The sequence below is a fragment of the Dietzia sp. SYD-A1 genome (genome assembly GCF_015356725.1).
Lineage (GTDB): Bacteria > Actinomycetota > Actinomycetes > Mycobacteriales > Mycobacteriaceae > Dietzia.
On sequence record NZ_JADDKI010000204.1, the window covers coordinates 1 to 19,593 of the forward strand.

At 69.0% G+C, this 19,593-nt stretch carries 21 protein-coding genes; 10 read left to right on the top strand and 11 right to left on the bottom strand.

Annotated elements, in window-relative coordinates; all coding sequences use genetic code 11:
* Positions 1 to 50: 50 nt before the first annotated feature.
* Complete coding sequence (locus tag IY392_RS09265) at positions 51 to 827, bottom strand: acetoacetate decarboxylase family protein (RefSeq protein ID WP_107757623.1); 777 nt, start codon at positions 825 to 827, stop codon at positions 51 to 53.
* Between the two features lie 145 nt (positions 828 to 972).
* Between IY392_RS09265 and IY392_RS09270 the strand changes: the two genes are divergently transcribed.
* Positions 973 to 1,158: a hypothetical protein gene (locus IY392_RS09270; protein WP_194861055.1), complete on the top strand. Its 186-nt coding sequence runs from the start codon at positions 973 to 975 to the stop codon at positions 1,156 to 1,158.
* Between the two features lie 64 nt (positions 1,159 to 1,222).
* Here the strand turns inward: IY392_RS09270 and aspA are convergent, their stop codons facing one another.
* Positions 1,223 to 2,683, bottom strand: a complete 1,461-nt coding sequence (gene aspA / locus IY392_RS09275; protein WP_194861056.1) for an aspartate ammonia-lyase — start codon at positions 2,681 to 2,683, stop codon at positions 1,223 to 1,225.
* A 117-nt stretch (positions 2,684 to 2,800) separates the two neighbouring features.
* Here aspA and IY392_RS09280 point away from each other — a divergent pair, with 117 nt between their 5' ends.
* Positions 2,801 to 3,586, top strand: coding sequence for a phosphatase PAP2 family protein (locus IY392_RS09280; protein ID WP_107757626.1), 786 nt, complete (start codon positions 2,801 to 2,803; stop codon positions 3,584 to 3,586).
* Complete coding sequence (locus IY392_RS09285) at positions 3,586 to 4,248, top strand: phosphatase PAP2 family protein (RefSeq protein WP_194861057.1); 663 nt, start codon at positions 3,586 to 3,588, stop codon at positions 4,246 to 4,248. Before IY392_RS09280 ends, IY392_RS09285 begins: the two co-directional genes overlap by 1 nt.
* Positions 4,249 to 4,255: 7 nt before the next feature.
* Here the strand turns inward: IY392_RS09285 and htpG are convergent, their stop codons facing one another.
* Entirely contained in the window at positions 4,256 to 6,265 is a 2,010-nt protein-coding gene (htpG, locus tag IY392_RS09290; protein ID WP_182613337.1) for a molecular chaperone HtpG, read from the bottom strand.
* Between the two features lie 108 nt (positions 6,266 to 6,373).
* Here htpG and IY392_RS09295 point away from each other — a divergent pair, with 108 nt between their 5' ends.
* The 3 genes from IY392_RS09295 to IY392_RS09305 all read left to right on the top strand — a co-directional run bounded on the left by IY392_RS09295 (position 6,374) and on the right by IY392_RS09305 (position 8,345).
* Positions 6,374 to 6,955 (top strand): maleylpyruvate isomerase N-terminal domain-containing protein, encoded by a 582-nt coding sequence (locus tag IY392_RS09295; protein WP_194861058.1) that lies wholly within the window; start codon positions 6,374 to 6,376, stop codon positions 6,953 to 6,955.
* 129 nt (positions 6,956 to 7,084) lie between these two features.
* Positions 7,085 to 7,507 (top strand): VOC family protein, encoded by a 423-nt coding sequence (locus IY392_RS09300; protein WP_309234122.1) that lies wholly within the window; start codon positions 7,085 to 7,087, stop codon positions 7,505 to 7,507.
* A 61-nt stretch (positions 7,508 to 7,568) separates the two neighbouring features.
* The gene (locus IY392_RS09305) at positions 7,569 to 8,345 is read left to right on the top strand and encodes an SDR family NAD(P)-dependent oxidoreductase (RefSeq protein WP_194861059.1); all 777 of its coding nucleotides are present in this window, start codon (positions 7,569 to 7,571) and stop codon (positions 8,343 to 8,345) included.
* A 262-nt stretch (positions 8,346 to 8,607) separates the two neighbouring features.
* On the opposite strand, the gene IY392_RS09310 is transcribed toward IY392_RS09305, so the two are convergent.
* From IY392_RS09310 to IY392_RS09325, 4 genes are all read right to left on the bottom strand, one after another.
* A complete protein-coding gene (locus tag IY392_RS09310; RefSeq protein WP_107757631.1) occupies positions 8,608 to 9,438 on the bottom strand; it encodes an amino acid ABC transporter permease in 831 nt (276 codons plus the stop codon).
* Positions 9,435 to 10,097 carry an amino acid ABC transporter permease gene (locus IY392_RS09315; protein ID WP_017837355.1) on the bottom strand — a complete coding sequence of 221 codons (663 nt, stop codon included), beginning with the start codon at positions 10,095 to 10,097 and terminating at the stop codon, positions 9,435 to 9,437. Before IY392_RS09315 ends, IY392_RS09310 begins: the two co-directional genes overlap by 4 nt.
* A 78-nt stretch (positions 10,098 to 10,175) precedes the next feature.
* Entirely contained in the window at positions 10,176 to 10,991 is an 816-nt protein-coding gene (locus IY392_RS09320; RefSeq protein WP_107757632.1) for a glutamate ABC transporter substrate-binding protein, read from the bottom strand.
* Positions 10,992 to 11,080: 89 nt separating this feature from the next.
* A complete protein-coding gene (locus IY392_RS09325) occupies positions 11,081 to 11,815 on the bottom strand; it encodes an amino acid ABC transporter ATP-binding protein (protein WP_107757633.1) in 735 nt (244 codons plus the stop codon).
* Between the two features lie 95 nt (positions 11,816 to 11,910).
* Here IY392_RS09325 and IY392_RS09330 point away from each other — a divergent pair, with 95 nt between their 5' ends.
* Both IY392_RS09330 and IY392_RS09335 read left to right on the top strand, forming a co-directional pair.
* Entirely contained in the window at positions 11,911 to 13,149 is a 1,239-nt protein-coding gene (locus tag IY392_RS09330) for a fatty acid desaturase (protein ID WP_107757634.1), read from the top strand.
* A gap of 17 nt (positions 13,150 to 13,166) precedes the next feature.
* Complete coding sequence (locus IY392_RS09335) at positions 13,167 to 13,622, top strand: hypothetical protein (RefSeq protein WP_107758263.1); 456 nt, start codon at positions 13,167 to 13,169, stop codon at positions 13,620 to 13,622.
* A gap of 87 nt (positions 13,623 to 13,709) precedes the next feature.
* Here the strand turns inward: IY392_RS09335 and IY392_RS09340 are convergent, their stop codons facing one another.
* The 3 genes from IY392_RS09340 to IY392_RS09350 form a co-directional block, all read right to left on the bottom strand.
* Positions 13,710 to 13,988, bottom strand: a complete 279-nt coding sequence (locus IY392_RS09340) for a WhiB family transcriptional regulator (protein ID WP_107757635.1) — start codon at positions 13,986 to 13,988, stop codon at positions 13,710 to 13,712.
* Between the two features lie 212 nt (positions 13,989 to 14,200).
* The gene (locus IY392_RS09345) at positions 14,201 to 15,190 is read right to left on the bottom strand and encodes a glycosyltransferase (protein WP_107757636.1); all 990 of its coding nucleotides are present in this window, start codon (positions 15,188 to 15,190) and stop codon (positions 14,201 to 14,203) included.
* A gap of 44 nt (positions 15,191 to 15,234) precedes the next feature.
* Positions 15,235 to 15,795, bottom strand: a complete 561-nt coding sequence (locus IY392_RS09350; RefSeq protein WP_107757637.1) for a type 1 glutamine amidotransferase domain-containing protein — start codon at positions 15,793 to 15,795, stop codon at positions 15,235 to 15,237.
* A gap of 84 nt (positions 15,796 to 15,879) precedes the next feature.
* Here IY392_RS09350 and IY392_RS09355 point away from each other — a divergent pair, with 84 nt between their 5' ends.
* The gene (locus tag IY392_RS09355) at positions 15,880 to 16,608 is read left to right on the top strand and encodes a DUF2993 domain-containing protein (RefSeq protein WP_107757638.1); all 729 of its coding nucleotides are present in this window, start codon (positions 15,880 to 15,882) and stop codon (positions 16,606 to 16,608) included.
* Here the strand turns inward: IY392_RS09355 and IY392_RS09360 are convergent.
* Positions 16,595 to 18,208, bottom strand: coding sequence for an adenylate/guanylate cyclase domain-containing protein (locus IY392_RS09360; protein WP_107757639.1), 1,614 nt, complete (start codon positions 18,206 to 18,208; stop codon positions 16,595 to 16,597). The genes IY392_RS09355 and IY392_RS09360 overlap by 14 nt on opposite strands.
* 232 nt (positions 18,209 to 18,440) lie before the next feature.
* Between IY392_RS09360 and IY392_RS09365 the strand changes: the two genes are divergently transcribed.
* Positions 18,441 to 19,593: DEAD/DEAH box helicase (locus tag IY392_RS09365; protein WP_194861060.1), on the top strand; the 1,153-nt coding region annotated here is incomplete at its 3' end.

The window sequence follows — 19,593 nt, forward strand, 5'->3', positions numbered from 1 at the left end:
CCCGTCGCGCGGGAGGCGCTCGACGCCGCGCGGTGATCGGCGGGCCGGCGTCAGGACAGCGTGCGGGGTGCCTGGAACTCGGCCTCGAACCGCTCGAAGGAGAACGTGCCGAGCGCCCGAGCCCGATCGAGCCCCAGCTCGCGGATCGCCCCGGCGATCCGGCCGATGTGTCGATCCCCGTCCTCCGCCCCGGCGGCGATCGACACGCGCGCACCCCCCAGGGGACGGAACCGGCCGCCTGCGACTTTCGCACCCGCGCTGACCAGGACAGGCCTGCCGTCGAGGACCTGGATGCAGTTCATCCCGAGGGAGTGACGACCGGGCACCGGCACTCCCAGGCGGGTGTCGAACATGAGGTCGATCCCCCCTGTCCCGGAGGACCCGACGGCCCCCAGGCGGGCGTCGTCGAGCGCTCCGCCGGCCGTGCCGACCATGTCGCCCTTCCACTTGGGAAAACCCCAGAGCTCGTTGCCGGCCGCGAGGGTGAAATCCTGGTCGACAGGAAGCTCGTGGATGTGCTGACGCACCCCGACCCCCGGGACCTTGACCTGGAACGCCAACCCCACCTCGTGGTACCCACCCAGGACGTTGCCCGGGACATCGTGATAGCGGACGTGGATCACCGTGACCGGAGTCCGACCACCCGGTAGCGAGACCGGCTCGGCCCTCGCGGAGTCCAGGACGGCGGACTGGGGCCCGGAGGCGATCAGACGCCTGGCGACGGCGGCCCGCGACAGGAAGGCGGCACCCGATATCGAGGCGGAGACGACGGGGACCGGGAACGTGATCTGGCGACCCGCGACGACACGGGTGGTGGGAGAACTCATACTCCGACGTTAGCGGGTGCGGTAACAGGTTTCACTGCATTCGATCGCTAACACCACGCCGGGCAGGGCGGATAGACCACGTAGAGACGGGCACGCGGCCCGTCCCACGCGGAACACACCGCGTCACTCTCCCAGGAGGCACACCATGTTGAAGGCACTCGCCGACTTCTTCGCCCAGTTCGACTTCACGGTCGGGTCGTCCGCCGCGATCAACGGATTCATCTCCGGTTCCACCGCGGCCCTCGAGCAGTCGTTCGGCTTCGAGAGCTCGCTCGGCCGGCTCGCCGTGAGCAGTATCGGACAGGTCGGTCAGGTCGAGAACGGAGTCTGACCCGGTCAGACCGGCACCCCAGAACCCCCGGCCACCCTCAGAGGTGACCGGGGCGACCGGTGTCTCAGGTGGGGTCCGACAGGTCCTCTGAGGGTACGGCCGCCAGGTGACCGCTGGACCTGCCCTTGTAGCGGGGCCGCAGCAGGTTCGACGGCGAGAGGATGTCGTCGACCTCCTCCGCCGAGAGCAGACCCATCTCCAGCACGACTTCGCGGACGCCGCGACCGGATCGCGCACACTCCCGTCCCACCAGGTCACCGTTGTGGTGCCCGATGACCGGGTTGAGATAGGTGACGATCCCGATCGAGTCCATGACGTTGCGGCGCGCCACCTCCACGTTGGCGGTGATGCCGCGGACACACTTCTCCGTGAGCGTCTCCATCGCGGACGTGAGCAACGAGATCGACTCGAACATCGCCTGCGCGATCACCGGCTCCATCACGTTGAGCTGCAGCTGGCCCGCTTCGGCCGCCATCGTCACCGTCACATCGTTGCCGATCACCTTGAAGCAGACCTGGTTGACCACCTCCGGGATCACCGGGTTCACCTTGGCCGGCATGATCGAGGACCCCGCCTGGAGCTCCGGGAGGTTGATCTCGTTGAGACCCGCCCGCGGACCGGAGGACAGCAGGCGCAGGTCGTTGCAGATCTTGGACACCTTCGACGCGGTCCGCTTGAGGGCCGCGTGGACGTTGACGTAATCGCCGGTGTCACTGGTCGCCTCGATGAGGTTCATGGCACCGGTCACCGGCAGACCGGTCACGAGCCGCAGGTGCTCGATGACCGCTCGCCGGTAGTCGGGCGGCGTGTTGACCCCGGTGCCGATGGCCGTGGCGCCCAGGTTCACGTCGAGCAGCATCCGGGCCGCGGCGCCGAGGACGTGGAGCTCCTCGTCGAGCGTCACCGCGAACCCGCCGAACTCCTGACCCAGGGACATGGGGACCGCGTCCTGCAACTGCGTGCGACCCATCTTGAGGACCTCGCGGAACTCCTCCGACTTGTCGTAGAAGGCCTCGCGCAATGCGACGATGGCCGGCTCGAGCCGCTCGAGGGAGTGCCACAGGGCGATCCGGAACCCGGTCGGGTACGCGTCGTTGGTGGACTGCGAACGGTTGACGTCGTCGTTCGGGCTGATCACGTCGTAGGCGCCCCTGGGATGACCGATCCGCTCCAACGCGAGATTGGCCACCACCTCGTTGGTGTTCATGTTCACCGACGTCCCGGCCCCACCCTGGTACACGCACGAGGGGAACTGGTCCATGCAGCGGCCGTCGACGAGGATCTCGTCGCAGGCACCGACGATGGCCCCGGCGACGTCCGGGTCCAGGACACCCATCTCCACGTTGGCCAGCGCCGCGGCCTTCTTGACCATGACCATCCCGCGGATGAAGTCCGGGATGTCGCTGATGGTCGTGGAGTCGATCGGGAAGTTCTCGACCGCCCTCACGGTGTGGATCCCGTAATAGGCGTCAGCCGGAACCTCCTTCTCGCCGAGGAGGTCTCGTTCCACACGGGTCTGGGTCATTCGTCCTCCGCTGGTCGGGTCGCCACGATCCACAGTAGCCACGGCCCCCGGCCCGCGCGCGGTGTCGCGGTTCGCGGGGATCCCCCGTCGCCGCGCCACTGTGCCTAGGGTGTGGTCATGTCCCGCACGACGACCTCCCGTCGCACCCGGACCCTGACCGCGGCGAAGGACCTCCTGCGCCCCCTGGCCCCCTCCGACGGGCTCCTGGGCAGCATCGTCGACAGGGGTCAGGAACCCCTGCCGCGAGGCACCTGGGCGGTCTTCGGAGTGGCGTTCGCGGGCTTCGCCATGCCCGTCATCGGGTTCGTGGAACTGGCCGAGAGGATCAGGTCCGGCGCCAAACTTCCCTTCGACCGGCCCGTCATGCTGTGGCTGCGCCGACGGCACACACCGCGCACCACCCGGATCGTCAGGGCCGTCACCGAACTCGGCGGGGTCACCGCGGTCCCCGTCTTCGCCCTCACCGCCGCCGGTTACCTGGCGTACGTCCGCGGCAGTCGTCGCCCGGCCGCGCTGCTCACGGTGTCCCTGGTCGGGTCCACCATCATCAACTCGGTCCTCAAGCTCCTGTACCGGCGCGACCGCCCCACCTTCTTCACCCACATCGTGCAGGAGAAGAGTTACTCGTTCCCCAGCGGGCACGCGATGGCGAGCGCGGCCCTCGCCGGGTGCGCCTGCGTTCTCGCCTGGCCCACCGGATGGCGATACCCGGTGATCGCGGGATCCGCGGCGTACGTCCCCGCGGTCGGGGTGACGCGCATGTATCTCGGGGTCCATTTCCCGAGCGATGTCCTGGCCGGCTGGTGCGTCAGCCTGGCCTGGGTGGGCGAGGTGGCCACGATCATGTGGCTCGCCGACCGCCTCGACTACTCCCCGCGGCTGCTCTCGCGCGCGGAGGCGTGATGGAGCCCCACCCGACACTCCCCCTCCAGCGGGGTGACGGCACGCGGGCGCGGGGTGCTCGGAGGGCGACCCCGGCCGTGATCCTGACCGAGGCCTTCGCCCCCTGGGTGGTGCTCACGGTCGGGTCGCTCCACCTCGGGCACCGCGTGGGATCTCCTGGCTGGGGCCTCGCGACCGCGACGGGACTGGGCCTGGCGCCCCAGACGGCCATCGCGTGGAGGGTCCGACGACAGGCCCTGTCCGATCACCACGTCACCCGGCGGGAGGAGCGCCCGCTCGTGATCGCCGGCATCGCCGGGTCGGTGGCGACCCTGATGGTGGCCCAACGACGCCGCGAGGCGCCCGCCGAGTTGAGGCGCATGACCCGGGCCGCCCTCCTGGCTCTGGGCGTCGCGGGCGCCGCCACCACCCGGGTCAAGGTCTCCTTCCACACCGCTGTCCTGGCCGGCGTCGTCGCGGTGCTCGCCCGGGAACTCTCGCCCCGCTACTGGCGGCTGCTCGTTCTGCTACCTCCCGTGGCCTGGGCCCGGGTCCGGATCGATCACCACACGCCGGTGGAGACCGCGCTGGGCAGCGTGATCGGTGCGACGTGCGGCTATTGGGGTGGCGGCCGGCGCCCCGCGGGATCGGACCCGGGTACCCGCGGGGCGCCGATCGACTGACCTCTCGTCAGATCCGGTCGACCAGCAGCTTGGCGAACGCGGCGGGGTCCGACAGCGTCCCGCCCTCGGCCAGGACGGCCGCACCCGAGAGCAGGCGCGCCGTCTGGGCGAGTCCCGGGGCCGACGGGTCCTCGGAATGTTGCGACCGCAACCGCTCGACCAGGGGGTGAGACGGGTTGAGCTCCAGAATCCTCTTGCTCGCGGGCAGCTCCATGCCCGAGGCCCGGTACATGGCCTCGAGTTGCGGGGTCATGTCGAACTCGTCGCCGACCATGCACGCGGCGGACTCGGTCAGACGATGCGACAGTCGCACCTGCTTGACCTCGTCGGCCAGCTCCTCGCCCAGCCAGTCGAGCAACCCGGCGAAATCCGCGGTATCCGCCTCGTCCTTCGCATCCTCACCCTCGGCTCCGATACCGGACAGGTCCACGTCGCCCTTGGCCACCGAGCGCAGCCGCCTGCCCTCGACCTCGCCGACCGCGTCGACCCACACCTCGTCGACCGGGTCGGTGAGCACCAACACCTCCACACCCCGCGCCCGGAACGCCTCCAGGTGCGGGGAGTTCTCCACCGCCGCGCGGGACGTGCCGGTGAGGTAGTAGATCTCCTCCTGCCCATCGACCATCCGGGAGATGTACTCGGCGATCGTGGTGCCCGCCTCGTCCTCGCCCCCGGTGCCCCCGTCGGACTCGTCCGGTCGCGGACGAGTGGACGCGAACGTGCTCACGGCGAGTAGTTGCTCGCGGGCGTCGACATCGGAGATCAAGCCTTCTTTCAGGACCGCGCCGAAGTTCTTCCAGAACGAACGGAACTCCTCGGGACGCTCGGTCCTGAGCTGCTCGATGGTCTGCAGCACCCGCTTGACCAGTCGCTTGCGGATCGCACGGACCTGGCGGTCCTGTTGGAGGATCTCGCGCGAGACGTTGAGAGAGAGGTCCTGGGCGTCGACGATTCCCTTGACGAAGCGCAGGAAGGGAGGCACCAGCTCCTCGCAGTCGTCCATGATGAAGACTCTGCGGACGTAGAGCTGAACCCCGCGCTTGGCGTCCGGCGAGAACAGGTCGAACGGGACCTGGGTGGGCAGGAAGAGCAGAGCCTGGTACTCGAACGTCCCCTCCGCCTTGAGGGTGATGGTCTCCAGCGGCTCGTCCCAGGCGTGGGAGACGTGACGGTAGAACTCCGCGTACTCCTCGTCGGTCACCTCGGAGCGGGGCCGCGTCCACAGCGCCTTCTGGGAGTTGAGCGTCACGGTCTCGGTGATCGTGCTCTCCGCGGCGGGGTCGTTCCCCTCGTCGTCGTCCCCCGTCGGTTCCGGTGCGGGGCGCTGCACCTCCATGCGGATCGGCCAGGCGATGAAGTCCGAGTAGGTGCGCACGACCCGGCGCAGCGTGGACTCCGCGGCATAGTCGGGCAGCGCCGCGTCCCCGCCGGTCGGCTTGAGCCGGAGGACCACCGAGGTGCCCTGGGGGGCGTCGGGGGCCTCCTCGATCGTGTACGTCCCCTCGCCTCCCGAGGTCCAGCGCGTGCCGGTGGTCTCGCCGGCCTTGCGGGTGACCAACGTGACCTCATCGGCGACCATGAAGGTGGAGTAGAACCCGATACCGAACTGGCCGATGAGATCGGCGGTCACCTGCTCGCTGGCCTCGCCCGACTCCTGCGCCGCGCGCGCCGCCGCGAGGGCCTCCCGCATCTGGCCGGTACCCGATTTCGCGAGCGTGCCGATGAGATCCACCACCTCGTCGCGGGACATCCCGATGCCGTTGTCGCGGATCGTCAGGGTGCGGGCCTGCTCATCGGGGATCAACTCGATGTGCAGGTCCGAGGTGTCGACGCCCAACGAGGAGTCCTGAATCGCGGCCAGCCTCACCTTGTCCAACGCGTCCGAGGAGTTGGAGATGACCTCTCGGAGGAAGGTGTCCGGGTTGGAGTAGATCGAGTGGATCATCAGATCCAGCAGTTGCCGGGTCTCGGCCTGGAACTCCCGGGTCTCTGCTGCACCGGAGGTCTGCGCGCTCATGGCGGGTATCGGTCCTTTCTCGTCACGGCTCAAGGGCTGGCGCGATCTGGTCACGCCGTCCCAGTCAACCTAGTGTGAGGCCCAGACATTCCTGCAGATGAGGTGACCGTGACCCCGACCCCGTTGAGCCCGGAGGACCTGTCGGTCCTCGACCGGGCCACCACCCTGTTCGGCCGCGCGCTAGCGGCGGGTCTCGACGGCGACTGCGACGCGTGCCCGGGATGGAGCCGCCGCGACTGCGCCAACCACGTCCTGGGCGGCGGGTTGCGCTACGCCGCCTACTTCCCGCGACTGCCGGAATCGGAGATCGCGTGGACCCGCACCGCCGACCACGCCGGCGAGACGCCGGTCCCCGCGCTGCACCGTACGTCCGCCGGCCTCCGGAAGGAACTCGCGCGGGCCCGGGACGCGGAGGCGACCGTCCCGCACCGGCTGGCCGAGATCACGGTTCGCGACCTGCTCGCACTGCGGGTGTTCGAGTTGCTGATCCACGCGCACGACCTCGAGCCCCGGACCTGGGGTTCCGAGGAGGCGGAGGAGCTGGCCGCCTGGACCCTCGGCCACGCCCGGAGCGTGGTGGAGTTGATGCGGTCGTTCGACGTGCTGGCCGAGGCGAGACCCGTGTCGCTCGGGGCGGACTCGCGTGCCCGGCTCCTCGCGCTGGCCGGCCGCGACCCCGCGTCGGCCTGACCTCGCGGCGACGGCGAGTGCGAGGGCGACGAGATTTCACGTGACCGGCGCCGCCACCGGGTCTAGCGTTGCGGATACCGGGTCGCACCGGCACGCGGTCGCCCGTGACGAGAGGCTCCGATCATGGCCATGACCTGTATCCCCTATATCTCCTTCCCGGGTAACGCGTCCGAGGCGTTCCCGTACTACCAGGGGCTCTTCGGCGGGAAGCTCGACGTGATGACCTACGACCAGTTCCCGTCGACGGAGGACTTCCCGTTCGACCCGCCGCACGGGTCGGTGGCGCACGCGACCCTCGAGGCCCCCGGTATCAGCCTGACCGGCGGGGACTCCATGGGAGAGAACCTCCCGCAGCCGCGGAACGACGTCTACTCGTTCCTCCTGGGTTTCGACACCGAGGGCGAGGCCCGAGCGTTCCTGGACAAGGTCACCAGCAGCGGGGGCGAGATGGCGATGCCGTTCGAGGTCGCCCCGTGGGGGGACCTCTACGGGCAGGTCCACGATCGGTTCGGCATCCGCTGGGACGTGGTGGTCGAGGGCTCGGCCGGCTGAATCACCGACCGAACGACCCGTGACCGCGATGTCGGTCACGTCGGCTTGTTACGGTTCTGACATGGATATCTCCGGAGCAAGTGCAATCGTCACCGGTGGCGCATCGGGAATCGGCGCCGCCGTCGTCCGTCAGCTCGCCGCGCAGGGGGCCAAGGTGGTCGTCGCCGACCTCAACGCCGAGAAGGGCGAGGCCCTGGCGAACGAGGTCGGGGGCACGTTCGTGGCTGTCGACGTGACCAAGACCGAGGACAACGTCAAGGCCGTCGAGGCCGCTCTCGAGCTGGGTCCGCTGCGGTACCTGGTCAACTCGGCCGGCATCGGGTGGGCGCAGCGCACGATCGGCCGGGACGGAGAGTTCGCCTCGGCCTTCGACCTCGACTCGTTCCGCAAGGTCATCGACATCAACCTCATCGGATCCTTCGACATGCTGCGACTGGCCGCCACGGCGATGTCCCGCGGCGAGGCCGACGAGGACGGCCAGAAGGGTGCGATCGTCAACATGGCCTCCGTCGCCGCGTTCGACGGGCAGATCGGCCAGGCCGCGTACTCCGCCTCCAAGGGCGGCATCGTGGGCCTCACCCTGCCTGTCGCCCGTGACCTGTCGGCCGCCGGCATCCGCCTCAACACCGTGGCCCCCGGACTCATCGACACCCCGATCTACGGCGAGGGCCCCGACTCCGAGGCGTTCAAGGCCAAGCTCGGTGAGAGCGTGCTGTTCCCCAAGCGTCTCGGCTCGGGCGACGAGCTGGCGTCGATGGTCATGGAGCTGCTCACGAACCCCTACATGAACGCGCAGACCGTGCGCGTCGACGGTGGCATCCGGATGCCACCGAAGTGAGCTGACACCGACGTGAGCTGACACCAGGTCGCCTCGGGTACACGACGGCCCCGCCGGAATCGATTTCCGGCGGGGCCCCTCGCGTATCCAGGGCCCGTCGTACGGCCACGCCGCGCCCGTCCCTCACTGTTCACATCCGCCGACCGCAGCCGCCCGTGTCCCTGAACTCTCGCGTGCGCAACCGCGCAGGCCGGTGTTCATCCAGACGGGCGTCTGCCCCGCAGGCGTACAGGCGCGGGAGCAGATGCCCGCCCGGCGGCGGTCAGGTCTTGGCGCGGCGCTTCTTCAGCCGACCTTCGAGGTAGACGGCGAACTTGGTGAGCGAGTAGTTGATGACCACGAAGAGGATGCCCGCCACGATGTACGCGGGAACGGTGTTGGCGTAGGCGGACCCGAGGGTCTTGGACCAGTTGAGCAACTCCAGGTAGGTGATGCCGTAGCCGAGGGCGGAATCCTTGAGGACGACGACGAGTTGGCCGACGAGCGCCGGGAGCATGGCCGTGAGAGCCTGCGGGAGCTGGATCGAGCGGAGCACCTGCCCCGGCGTGAGGCCCACGGCGAGCCCGGCCTCGGTCTGGCCCTTGGGCAGTCCGTGGACTCCGGAGCGGACGAGTTCCGCGATGACCGCGCCGTTATAGAGGGTCAGGGCGGTGACCACCGCGGCCAGCGGCGCGTGCTGGTTGGGCACGAGGTTCGAGGTCGCGAAGTATCCGAAATAGGCGAACACCATCATCAGCAACACCGGGACCGAGCGGAAGAACTCCACGATCACGCCGCAGAACCACCGCAGCGGCGCGAACGGCGAGAGTCGACCCATACCGAAGAGCAAACCGAAGATCACCGCGAGCACGACGGAAATGGCTGCCGCCGTGAACGTGCCCTTGAGACCGGGGATCAGGTAGGAGGTCCACACCTGCGGGTCGGTGACGAAGGGCTCCCACATGAACGCCTGCAGCTGGCCGGCGGCCTCGAACTGGACGTAGACCACATAGGCGATCCCGACGGCGATCAGGGCACCGACCACCGTGAAGATCTTGTGGCGGAGTCGGGCCTTGGGTCCCGGGGCGTCGAACAGAACGGCCTGGGTACTCATCGCTTCACCGCCAGCTTCCGTGAGAGGGAGGTGGTCCAGAGCCCGATCGGGAGGGTGAGCACCACGAACACCATGGCGAAGAAGAAGAACGTCGGCAGGCTGGCACCCTCGTTCTCGGTGATCACCTGCAGCAGCCCGGCGGAGTCACCTACGCCGATGACCGCGGCGACCGTCGAGTTCTTGATGAGCGCGATGATGACCGAGCCGAGGGGGGCGATGGAGCCCCGGAAGGCCTGCGGGAGGATCACCTCGCGCAGCGACTGCCCGAACCCCAGCCCGATCGACCGGGCCGCCTCGGCCTGCCCCACCGGGACCGTGTTGACGCCGGAGCGCAGCGCCTCGCAGACGTACGCCGCGTGGTAGACCGCGAGCATGATCGCGGCCCACCAGAAGGCGTTGCGGGCGAAGTTGTCCGAGACGGACAGCTGGAGGATGAAGGACAGGCCGAGGATGCTGAAGACCATCAGCAGGGTCAACGGCAGGTTGCGGAAGATGTTGACGTAGGAGGTGCCGAGCCCCCGGAGGACGGCCACCGGGGAGACCCGCAGGATCGCGACGATCGTCCCCAGCACCAGCGCGCCCGCCGTCCCGAGCAGCGAGAGCTGGATGGTGACCCACACCGCCCCGAAGACGTCGTAGTTGGCGAATATGTCGCCCATGGTCGACCTTCCCTCATGAGGAGTGTGAGGTCCTCCGCGCCACTGTCCACTGTGACGCGGAGGACCCGGGTGGTCAGATCAGGCGCAGGCGTCCGGGTTGGGCGGGTTCCCCTCGCCCGGGACGAACCCGGCCGGGCCGAGGTTCTCCTCGACGGCGGCCTCCCAGCTGCCGTCGGCGATCATCTCGCGGATGGCCTCGTTGATCTGCTCGCACTTCTCGGTGTCGCCCTTCCGGATGCCGATCCCGTAGAGCTCCTCGGAGAACGGGGCGCCGACGACCTTGAGCTGGCCCTGGTACTGGTCCTGCGCGGCGTACCCCGCGAGGATCGTGTCGTCCGTGGTCAGGGCGTCGACCGCGTTGGACACCAGTGCCGAGACACATTCGGAGTAGGTGCCGAACTCCTGGAGGTTGACCCCCGGGACCTCTTCCTGGACGTTCTGGGCCGAGGTGGACCCGGAGACCGAGCACAGGCGCTTGCCCTCGAGGGAGGCCGGGCCCGTGATGCTGTCGTCATCCGCGCGGACCAGCAGATCCTGGCCGGCGATGAAGTACGGCCCGGCGAAGTCGACCTTCTCCTTCCTGGAGTCGGTGATCGAGTAGGTGGCGACGATCATGTCCACCTGGCCGGTCTCGAGGAGGGTCTCGCGCTGCGCGCTCGGCGCCTGGACCCACTCGATGTCCTCGGCGGGGGTGCCGAGCTTCTCGGCGATGTACGTGGCCACGTCGACGTCGAGCCCGGTGTAGTCGTTGCCCTCCTTGAGACCGAGGCCCGGCTGATCGAATTTGATGCCGATCCGGAGCTGGTTCTCGCCGCCGTCGTCGTTCCCGCACGCGGCGAGGCCGAGGGCCAGGGTGACCGCCGCGGCGGCCGATCCGATCCGTCGGAAGTTCATGGGTTCTCCTCGTGAAATGGGTGGGTAGGGATAGTGGGAATCGGTGTCGGATCGGGCGGGCGGGGGTGAGAACGCCGCTGCAGACCGACTCAGTTGGTCAGGATCTTGGACAGGAAGTCCTTCGCGCGACCGCTCTGCGGGTTGGTGAAGAACTCTTCAGGGGTCGCCTGTTCGACCAGCTCGCCGTCGGCCATGAAGATGACGCGGTCGGCCGCCTTCCGGGCGAATCCCATCTCGTGGGTGACCACGACCATCGTCATGCCGGACTTGGCCAGGCCCGTCATCACGTCGAGGACCTCGTTGATCATCTCCGGATCCAGGGCGGAGGTCGGCTCGTCGAAGAGCATCACCTTGGGGTCCATCGCCAGGGACCGGGCGATCGCCACGCGTTGCTGCTGACCGCCGGACAACTGCGCCGGATACTTGGCCGCCTGGTGGCCCACACCGACGCGGTCGAGCAGTTCCATCGCCCGCTTCTCGGCGGCGGCCTTGGTCTGCTTGCGCACCTTGATGGGTCCGAGGGTGACGTTCTCGAGGATCGTCTTGTGGGCGAACAGGTTGAACGACTGGAACACCATGCCGACGTCCGCGCGGAGCCTGGCGAGGGCCTTGCCCTCCTGGGGCAGTTCCTTGCCGTCGATCGTGATGGAGCCCGATTCGAAGGTCTCGAGCCTGTTGATCGCGCGGCAGAGGGTCGACTTTCCGGAACCCGAGGGCCCGATGACGACGATGACCTCGCCCTGTTCGATGGACATGGTGATGTCCTTGAGCGCCTGGAAGTCACCGAAGTGCTTGTTGACGCCAGAGATCTCGACGAGTGCCATGCGGAGATCATAAGCGCCTGAGGGATTATCGAGTATCGACTCGCCGATCCGGGATTGCGGTCGACAACTCCGCCCCCCCTCCGTACCGTCAGCGTATGGCGATATCAGACGTGCAGGAATACGCCCATCTCTCCGCCGAGGACGTCGAGGAAATCGGCCGAGAGCTCGACGCGATCCGGCAGGAGGTCGTGGATTCGCTCGGCGAGTCCGACCGCCGGTACGTGAACGACACCATCCGTCTCCAGCGCGGCCTCGTGGCCGGTGCCCGTGTGGTGCTCCTCTTCTCCGGGTATCGACCCGCGTGGCTGCTCGGCACCGGCATGCTGGCCGCCGGCAAGATCATCGAGAACATGGAGCTCGGCCACAATGTGATGCACGGGCAGTGGGACTGGATGAACGACCCGGAGATTCACTCCACCACGTGGGAGTGGGACATCGTGGGGACCTCGGAGCACTGGAAGGCCACCCACAACTACCACCACCACAAGTACACCAACATCGTGGGGATGGACGACGACGTGGGGTATGGCGTGGTTCGCGTGACCCGCGACCAGCCCTGGCATCCGGGGTACTCGCTCAACATCGTGTGGAACACGATTCTCGCGTTCACTTTCCAGTGGGGCGTCGGGGTGCAGCACCTGGAGATCGCGCCCGGCACGATCAACTCCTCGGGGTGGCCCGAGCAGAAGCGGCGCATCGGCCAGTTCCTCCGCAAGGCCCGCCGCCAGGTGGGTAAGGACTACGTGTGGTTCCCGTTGCTCTCCGGGCCCAACTGGAAATCGACGATGGCGGCCAACGCCACCGCGAACGTCATCCGCAACCTGTGGTCGAACGCGGTGATCTTCTGCGGGCACTTCCCGGACGGCGCCGACAAGTTCACCCTCGAGGATCTCGAGGAGGAGACGCAGGCCCAGTGGTATCTGCGACAGATGCTCGGGTCGGCGAACTTCACGGGGAGCGATCTCACCCACTTCATGTCGGGCAACCTGTCGTTCCAGATCGAGCACCATCTCTTCCCGACCATTCCGTCCAACCGGTACAAGGAGCTTTCGGTGAAGGTCCAGGACGTGTGTCGGCGCTGGGACCTGCCCTACACCACCGGCCCGCTGTACAAGCAGTACTGGCAGTCATGGCGCACGATCGCCAAGCTCTCGCTTCCGAACCGGTTCCTCAAGGCCGGCCCGGACGATGCCCCGGAGACCAGGTCCGAGCGCATGTTCGCGGGTGAACCGCGTACCTACACCGACCCCCAAGGGGCTCGGTCGGGCTTGGTCACCGCACTGAAGCACCACACCGACCCGGAACAGCTCCGGCGTCTGACCCGCACGGCCTGACGGTGGCGGACGACCAGGTGAGCGAGGGCGCAGGCAGCACCCGCCGGACGCCGAGCGTCGACGAGACCCACCGGCGTCCGGCGGGTGCGACCGACGCCGAGGTGGAAGCCGCCGGCACGGCGAGCGAGGCACTCGAATACATCGAGCGGGCCCGCGGGCGCCTGTACGACATGCACCAGCTGATCGGGCGGGCGGACCTGCTCTACCAGAAAGCTGCGGACCAGTTGGAAGCAGTGGGCAGAACCCAGCTCGCCGAGACGATCCGGTCTGAGATGGTGGGGGTGAACGTCCTCCACGGACGATGGACGTTCCAGATGGTCGAGGAGTTCGACGACGGCTTCTGGACGACGGCCCGCCGGGTCAGCCGGGCGGTGGTCGACGAGGTGACCGGTGGCCGGCAGCACGTGCACGAGGCCGAGATGAAGGAACGGAACCGGTCAGCCGGGCGCGACGGCCACGAGCCGACCCCGTAGGCGCATCGTCGCGCCGCCTACGGGGTCGGGGCTTGACAGCGGTCGAGAACTGGACGGGGATCGAGGACTGTCAGTGACCGAGTGCCGTCAGCCGGTGCGGTGCCGACCGGCCAGGGCGTGACGTTCGGACTCGGTCGTCCCACCCCAGACGCCGTACAGTTCCTTCGAATCCATGGCGAATTGACGACACGCGTCGAACACGGGGCATCCCTGACATACCGCCTTCGCCTTGTCCTCCTTACGTCGGCGCTGCCCCTTGGATTCGTCGTCCGCGCTGTAGAACAGGTCTTCCAGATCGATACACGCGGCGGAGTCGCGCCACGACCAGAATTCTGCGGTTGGTTGCAGGTTCCTGTATCTGGGCATGGCGTCTCCTCCTCGCGAGACTGAAGTGCCCTGCCATGAGCCCTGAAGGTTCAGAATGCGATGACCTCATATTCTCAGTTGACAGAAACACGTCAAACGCACGAAGCCCAACCAAGGCTTTCCTAACCGCCTCGAAATGCCTGTGATGCTGGGACGATCAGTCGATTCTTCCTGAGGTTAAAGTTAGGCAATAAAACTGAGCCCAGGATCTGTCACCCCACGAGCCCTCTCGTGGCGGCCCTGATGACCTCGGCGGCGCGGGCGGCCGCCCCGTCGACGCCCCACCACGATCTGATCCCCGTCGACGCGCCGTCCCGGGAGCGATCGACCTGGGCGGTGACGGCGTGGGCGACAGCCGTCGGGCCGTCGCCGTACCTCATCACGGCGGCCCCGGGGATCCCGTGGAGGGCCTCGGCCGTCGCGTCCTGCTCACCGTACGGTCGGCGGCCCGGGACCACGACGAGCGGGACATCGGCGCAGGCCGCGTCCGCCACCGATGCCTGCCCCGCCCCGGTCACCACCACGTCCGCCGAGCACAGCTCCGGCCACGGGTCCTCGAGCCACGATCCGTCCGGTCCGCCGATCTCCAGCCAGTCGGCGACCCCGAGATCGCGTGCGGTCATTCTCACGGCCCGCCAGAACCGGTGGTCGCCTCCGGTGCCGGAGCCGTTCAGGTGGACCACCCGTGGCCGGTTCAGGTGATCACGTGGTTCGGGGTCCCGTCGCTCGAACCGGGACACCCCACCGATCTCCTCCACGGGGCTGTCGATCCTCCGCAGAGTGGCCTGGTGCACGCCCGGAGGCCACGCCCCGATCAGGCGCTCGGCAGCCCGGAAACTGAGCAGGTGGGGTTCGTCCTCCCGCACCCCGGGCGGGAGGGTGCTGACCATCGGGATGCCGGTCATGTGCGCCGCGAGTGACATGGCCGGCGAGGAATCGACCCAGAAGGCGCGAGGCCGCGCGCGATCGATCCACGCGACGGCCTCGCGACGCGCCTCCAGGGGGATCTCCTCCGGGGCCTGGAGGTCGCCGGGTTCGGCGGAGAGATGGACGACCCGCGTCCCCGGCGGGAGGAGCGAGTCGTCGAACCGCCCCGCGATCAGCATCGTCACGTCGAGACCGCGCTCCCGTAGTGCGCCCATCACGGGGAGCACGCGGTGGAGGTGACCACGCCCCTCGTTGTGGACGTAGATGCCGATCATCCGCTCACCCCCACTCGACGCGTGTCCCGGCCGGCCCCGTCGCCCTAGTCCGCTCCGCGGATCGCCCCGAGGAGGGCGTCGCAGAAAGCGGGGAGATCGTCGGGGTTGCGGCTCGTGAACACGCCGTCCGAACTGACCAGCTCCTCGTCGACCCACTCGGCGCCGGCGTTGACCAGATCCGTGCGCAGACTGGGGTAGGAGGTCACCCGGCGGCCCCGGACGACGTCCGCCTCGATCAGCACCCAGGGTGCGTGGCAGATGGCGAGAACCGGCTTGCCCGCTTCGACCATCTCGCGGACGAGGGTCACGGCGTGCTGGTCGCGACGGAGGGCGTCGGGATTGGCGACGCCGCCGGGTAGGACCAGCACGTCGGCATCGGCGGCGGTGACGTCGGCGGTCGTGCGGTCGACGGCCTGGGTGCCGGCCGGGCTGAGGTGGTCGACGAGTTCGACCTCTCCGTCGGAAGTGCTCACCAGGAGCGCCGTGTGGCCGGCCTCGGTCACGGCACCCCATGGTTCGGTCAGCTCCACCCGCTCGATCCCCTCGCCGGCCACGAGGAAGACGACGGTCCTGGTGTCAGTGTTCACATCCTGTGTCTCGGTCATTCTCCGATCGTGGGGCCGCACCCCCCGGGACCGCAACCGGACCGCCGGTGGCCCCCGGCTCGGCCGTGCGGCACGATGTGGTGAATGCGACGACGAGGCCCTATCGACCGACGAGGACGAGGTGACCGCGGACGTGGTGGATGCGGGTGCTTCCTGCTCGTCCTGCTGCTCCTGATCCTCGGGGTGGCCGTGGCGGCGGAGTTCGGAGCCCGCTGGTACCTGTCGGACCGGGCGGAACGCGAGGCCTCGGCTCGGCTCGGCGCCCCGGTGTCGGTGGGTTTCGGCCCCACGCCGATCCTCTGGGACCTTGCCACCAGCCGGGCCGTCGACACGGTCCGGATGACCTCTCCAGGTGACCGAGACGCGCCCCGGATCGACGTGACCGGGCATTCGGTCAGCATGGCCGACGGCAGCATCGTCGCCGCGTCGGCGGACGGGACCGCCACGCTCAGCGGCGACCAGCTCACGGCGGCGGCGGCCGAGGGCAATCCCGCCGGCGACTCCCCGGTCGCGGGGCTGACGGAGGTCAGGTCGGTGCGACCCGACGCGCAGGCCGGTCTGCTGCGCGCGGACATCGGTGGGATAGCCGAGATCGGCGTGGCGCCCGGGGTCTCGGGCGGACGGCTCACCCTAACCCCGGAGGAGACCGGGGTGCTCGGCCTGCCCCTGCCGGACGGGGTGTTCTCCGGGATCACCGGCACCGTCGACACGACGGTCGCCTCACTCCCCGAGGGGGTGTCGATCCACGGGGCGCGAGTGGTGCCCGACGGACTCGAGGTCGCCCTCGTCGGCACGGACGTCACGCTGAGGTAGCGGCACCGCCGTGGTCCGCCGGACGACGCCGGGTCCCGGAGACCGCCGGGACGCACAGTTCCGTGGGTTCCGTCCGACCCCGGACCACCTCCGATCCCACCCGATTCCACCGCTCGGCCTCGGCGGCCCCGGCCGAATCGACCGCGGCACCGGAGGCCAGGACGAGTCCGGACTGCGTCTTCGCCAGTTCGCACAGCCGCGACGCCTCGTTGACCGCGTCTCCGATGACCGTGTACTCGAAACGGTCGTCGGCGCCGACGTACCCGGCGACCACGCCCCCGTAGGAGGCACCGATCCCGGCCTGGCATCCCGGTACCCGGTCGGGCAGCCGCTCGCCGAGCACACGGGCGCAGGCCAGTGCGGCGGACGCCGGGTCGTCCATCGACCGGGGCGCGCCGAACACGACGAGTGCGGCGTCGCCGAGGAAGCTGTCGACGACGCCGTTGTACTCCTCTACCGTCTCAACGACCACCCGGAAGAACCTGTTGAGCACGTCGACGACCTCCGTCGCCTCCGACCGCACCGCCATCTCGGTGGAACCGATGATGTCGACAAAGACGACGCCGACTTCGGAGGCGCTCCCGCCCAGTTCGGGATCGCGTTCCTCGGCGGCCTCCGCGACGTCACGACCCACGTGGCGACCGAACAGGTCCCGGAGCCGTTCGCGTTCCTGAAGCCCGGCGGCCATGCGGTTGAACCCACGCTGGAGCTCACCGAGTTCCGTTCCGTCGTAGACCACCACCCTCCGGTCGAGCTTCCCGTCCGCGACGTCCTCCATCGCCCAGCGGACGCTCCGAAGCGGACCGAGCACCGATCCGGTGGCGAGGGAGACGAGCAGGAATCCGGCGAGCAACGACGTGGCCCCGAGAACGATCGCGATGACGGCGAGGCGTTCCAGTGTCAGGGCGCGGCCCGCCAACGTGTAGATCGCCACGATGATGAGTCCGGAGATCGGCACCCCACTACCGACCGCCCAGGACACCCGGAGGCGGGTCATCGCACCGAGGAACCGTGCGCGGGGGGCCGGACCGCTGGCGAGCGCGACCGCGGCCACCGGACGGAGACCGAAGTCGGCGAAGAGAAACGCCACACCACAGACCACGAGTCCGGAGAAGACGATGGTGAACCCGACGGTCGGGATGGTCGCCGGGTCGATCACCCCGAACGCCGGCGTCACCACGGCTGCGCCGAGCAACCAGAGGAAGGCCTGGATGAGGGTCATACGGGTGGGCAGGCGGAGCGCCCGCACGCGCTCCCGATCCGTGGGCTCGCGGCCGTCGAGGAACCACCGGACCCGGCGGTAGACCACCCCGCGGACCCAGACCGTCCCGACCACGGTCGCCAGGGACACGTACCCGGGTACCACGATGACGTTGGGAACCAGGAACTCCCGGGACAACAGGGTGGGGCCCGGCAGGACGAAGAGGATCAACACCGCCGCGACGGCCACCCCCACGAGGTTGGACGCCAGCAGGGTCAGAACCAACAGGATCCGGACCCGTAGGGTCCGCATCCGCGCGGACTCCGTCTCCCGCCCGAGCAGCACCGAGCCCAGTTCCGGGCGTCGCAGCAGGGACAGGTCGAGTCGCACGGTCCACATCGTGCCATCTGCGGGCCCGGAATAGACGACCTCGTCACATCAGGCCCGGGGAACTGTCGCGGGGCGCCCCGTGGAGCGTAGGGTGGAGCGGTCGGCCCGCACCACTCTTGCCTCGGGCCGCGTCGGATGTCGACCTCCCGTGGTCGCGCACCGGGCACGTCGCTCACCTGCGACGGGGTAGCCCAGGAGCGCGCCGGGCAAGACGCCCCATCTACCTACGGAGATTCCTCCCTTGTCACGTTCCTTCGCCGATCTCGGCGTTCCTTCCTCCCTGCTCGACGTCCTCGCGGGCGTCGACATCGTCACCCCCACCCCCATCCAGTCGGCCACGTTGCCCGACGCGATGGCCGGACGCGACGTCCTGGGCCGGGGCCGCACCGGCTCCGGCAAGACCTATGCGTTCTGCCTCCCCCTGGTCACCCGCCTCGCCGCGTCCGCGACCGCCGGCGGTCGCCGGAAGCGCAACGCCCCGCGTGGGCTGATCCTCGCCCCCACCCGCGAGCTCGCTCGCCAGATCGACGAGACGCTCGCGCCACTGGCCAAGGCGATGGGCCTCAAGACCACCGTGATCTTCGGCGGCGTATCGCAGGGGCGCCAGGTCAGCGCGCTCGACCAGGGGGTCGACATCGTGGTGGCCTGCCCGGGTCGGCTCGAGGACCTCATGGGGCAGAGGCACTGCCGCATGGATTCGGTCGAGGTGAGTGTCCTCGACGAGGCCGACCACATGGCCGACCTGGGCTTCCTCCCGGGAGTGACCCGGATCCTGGCGGCCACGCCCGCGGGTGCGCAGCGGCTTCTCTTCTCCGCGACCCTGGACCAGGGTGTGGACAAGCTCGTCCGCAAGTTCCTCGACAACCCGGTCGTCCACGAGGTCGACGACGGCTCCGCCACCCCCGGCGCGACCGCCCACCACGTCGTCCACGTGGACCCGGACGACCGCGTCCGCGCACTGGCGGATCTGGCCGGGGTGAACGAGCGCACCGTCATGTTCACCCGCACCAAGCACGGCGCCAAGCGACTGGCCAAGCAACTCTCCGGCCGCGGCGTGACCAGCGTCGACCTGCACGGCAACCTGTCGCAGAACGCGCGGGTGCGCAACCTCGACGCGTTCTCCTCGGGCCGGGCGAGCGTGCTCGTGGCCACCGACATCGCGGCCCGCGGTATTCACGTCGACGACGTGGGACTGGTCGTCCATGCCGATCCGCCCGCCGAGCACAAGGCGTACGTGCACCGCTCGGGTCGGACCGCGCGTGCAGGTGCCGTCGGCACCGTCGTCACCGTGGCCACCTCCGACCAGGTCCGCGAGGTGCGCTCGCTCCTGCGGTCGGCCGGGGTGACCGCGGGTGAGATCGTGCTCCCCGTGGGTGCGAACGCCGCTACCGCAC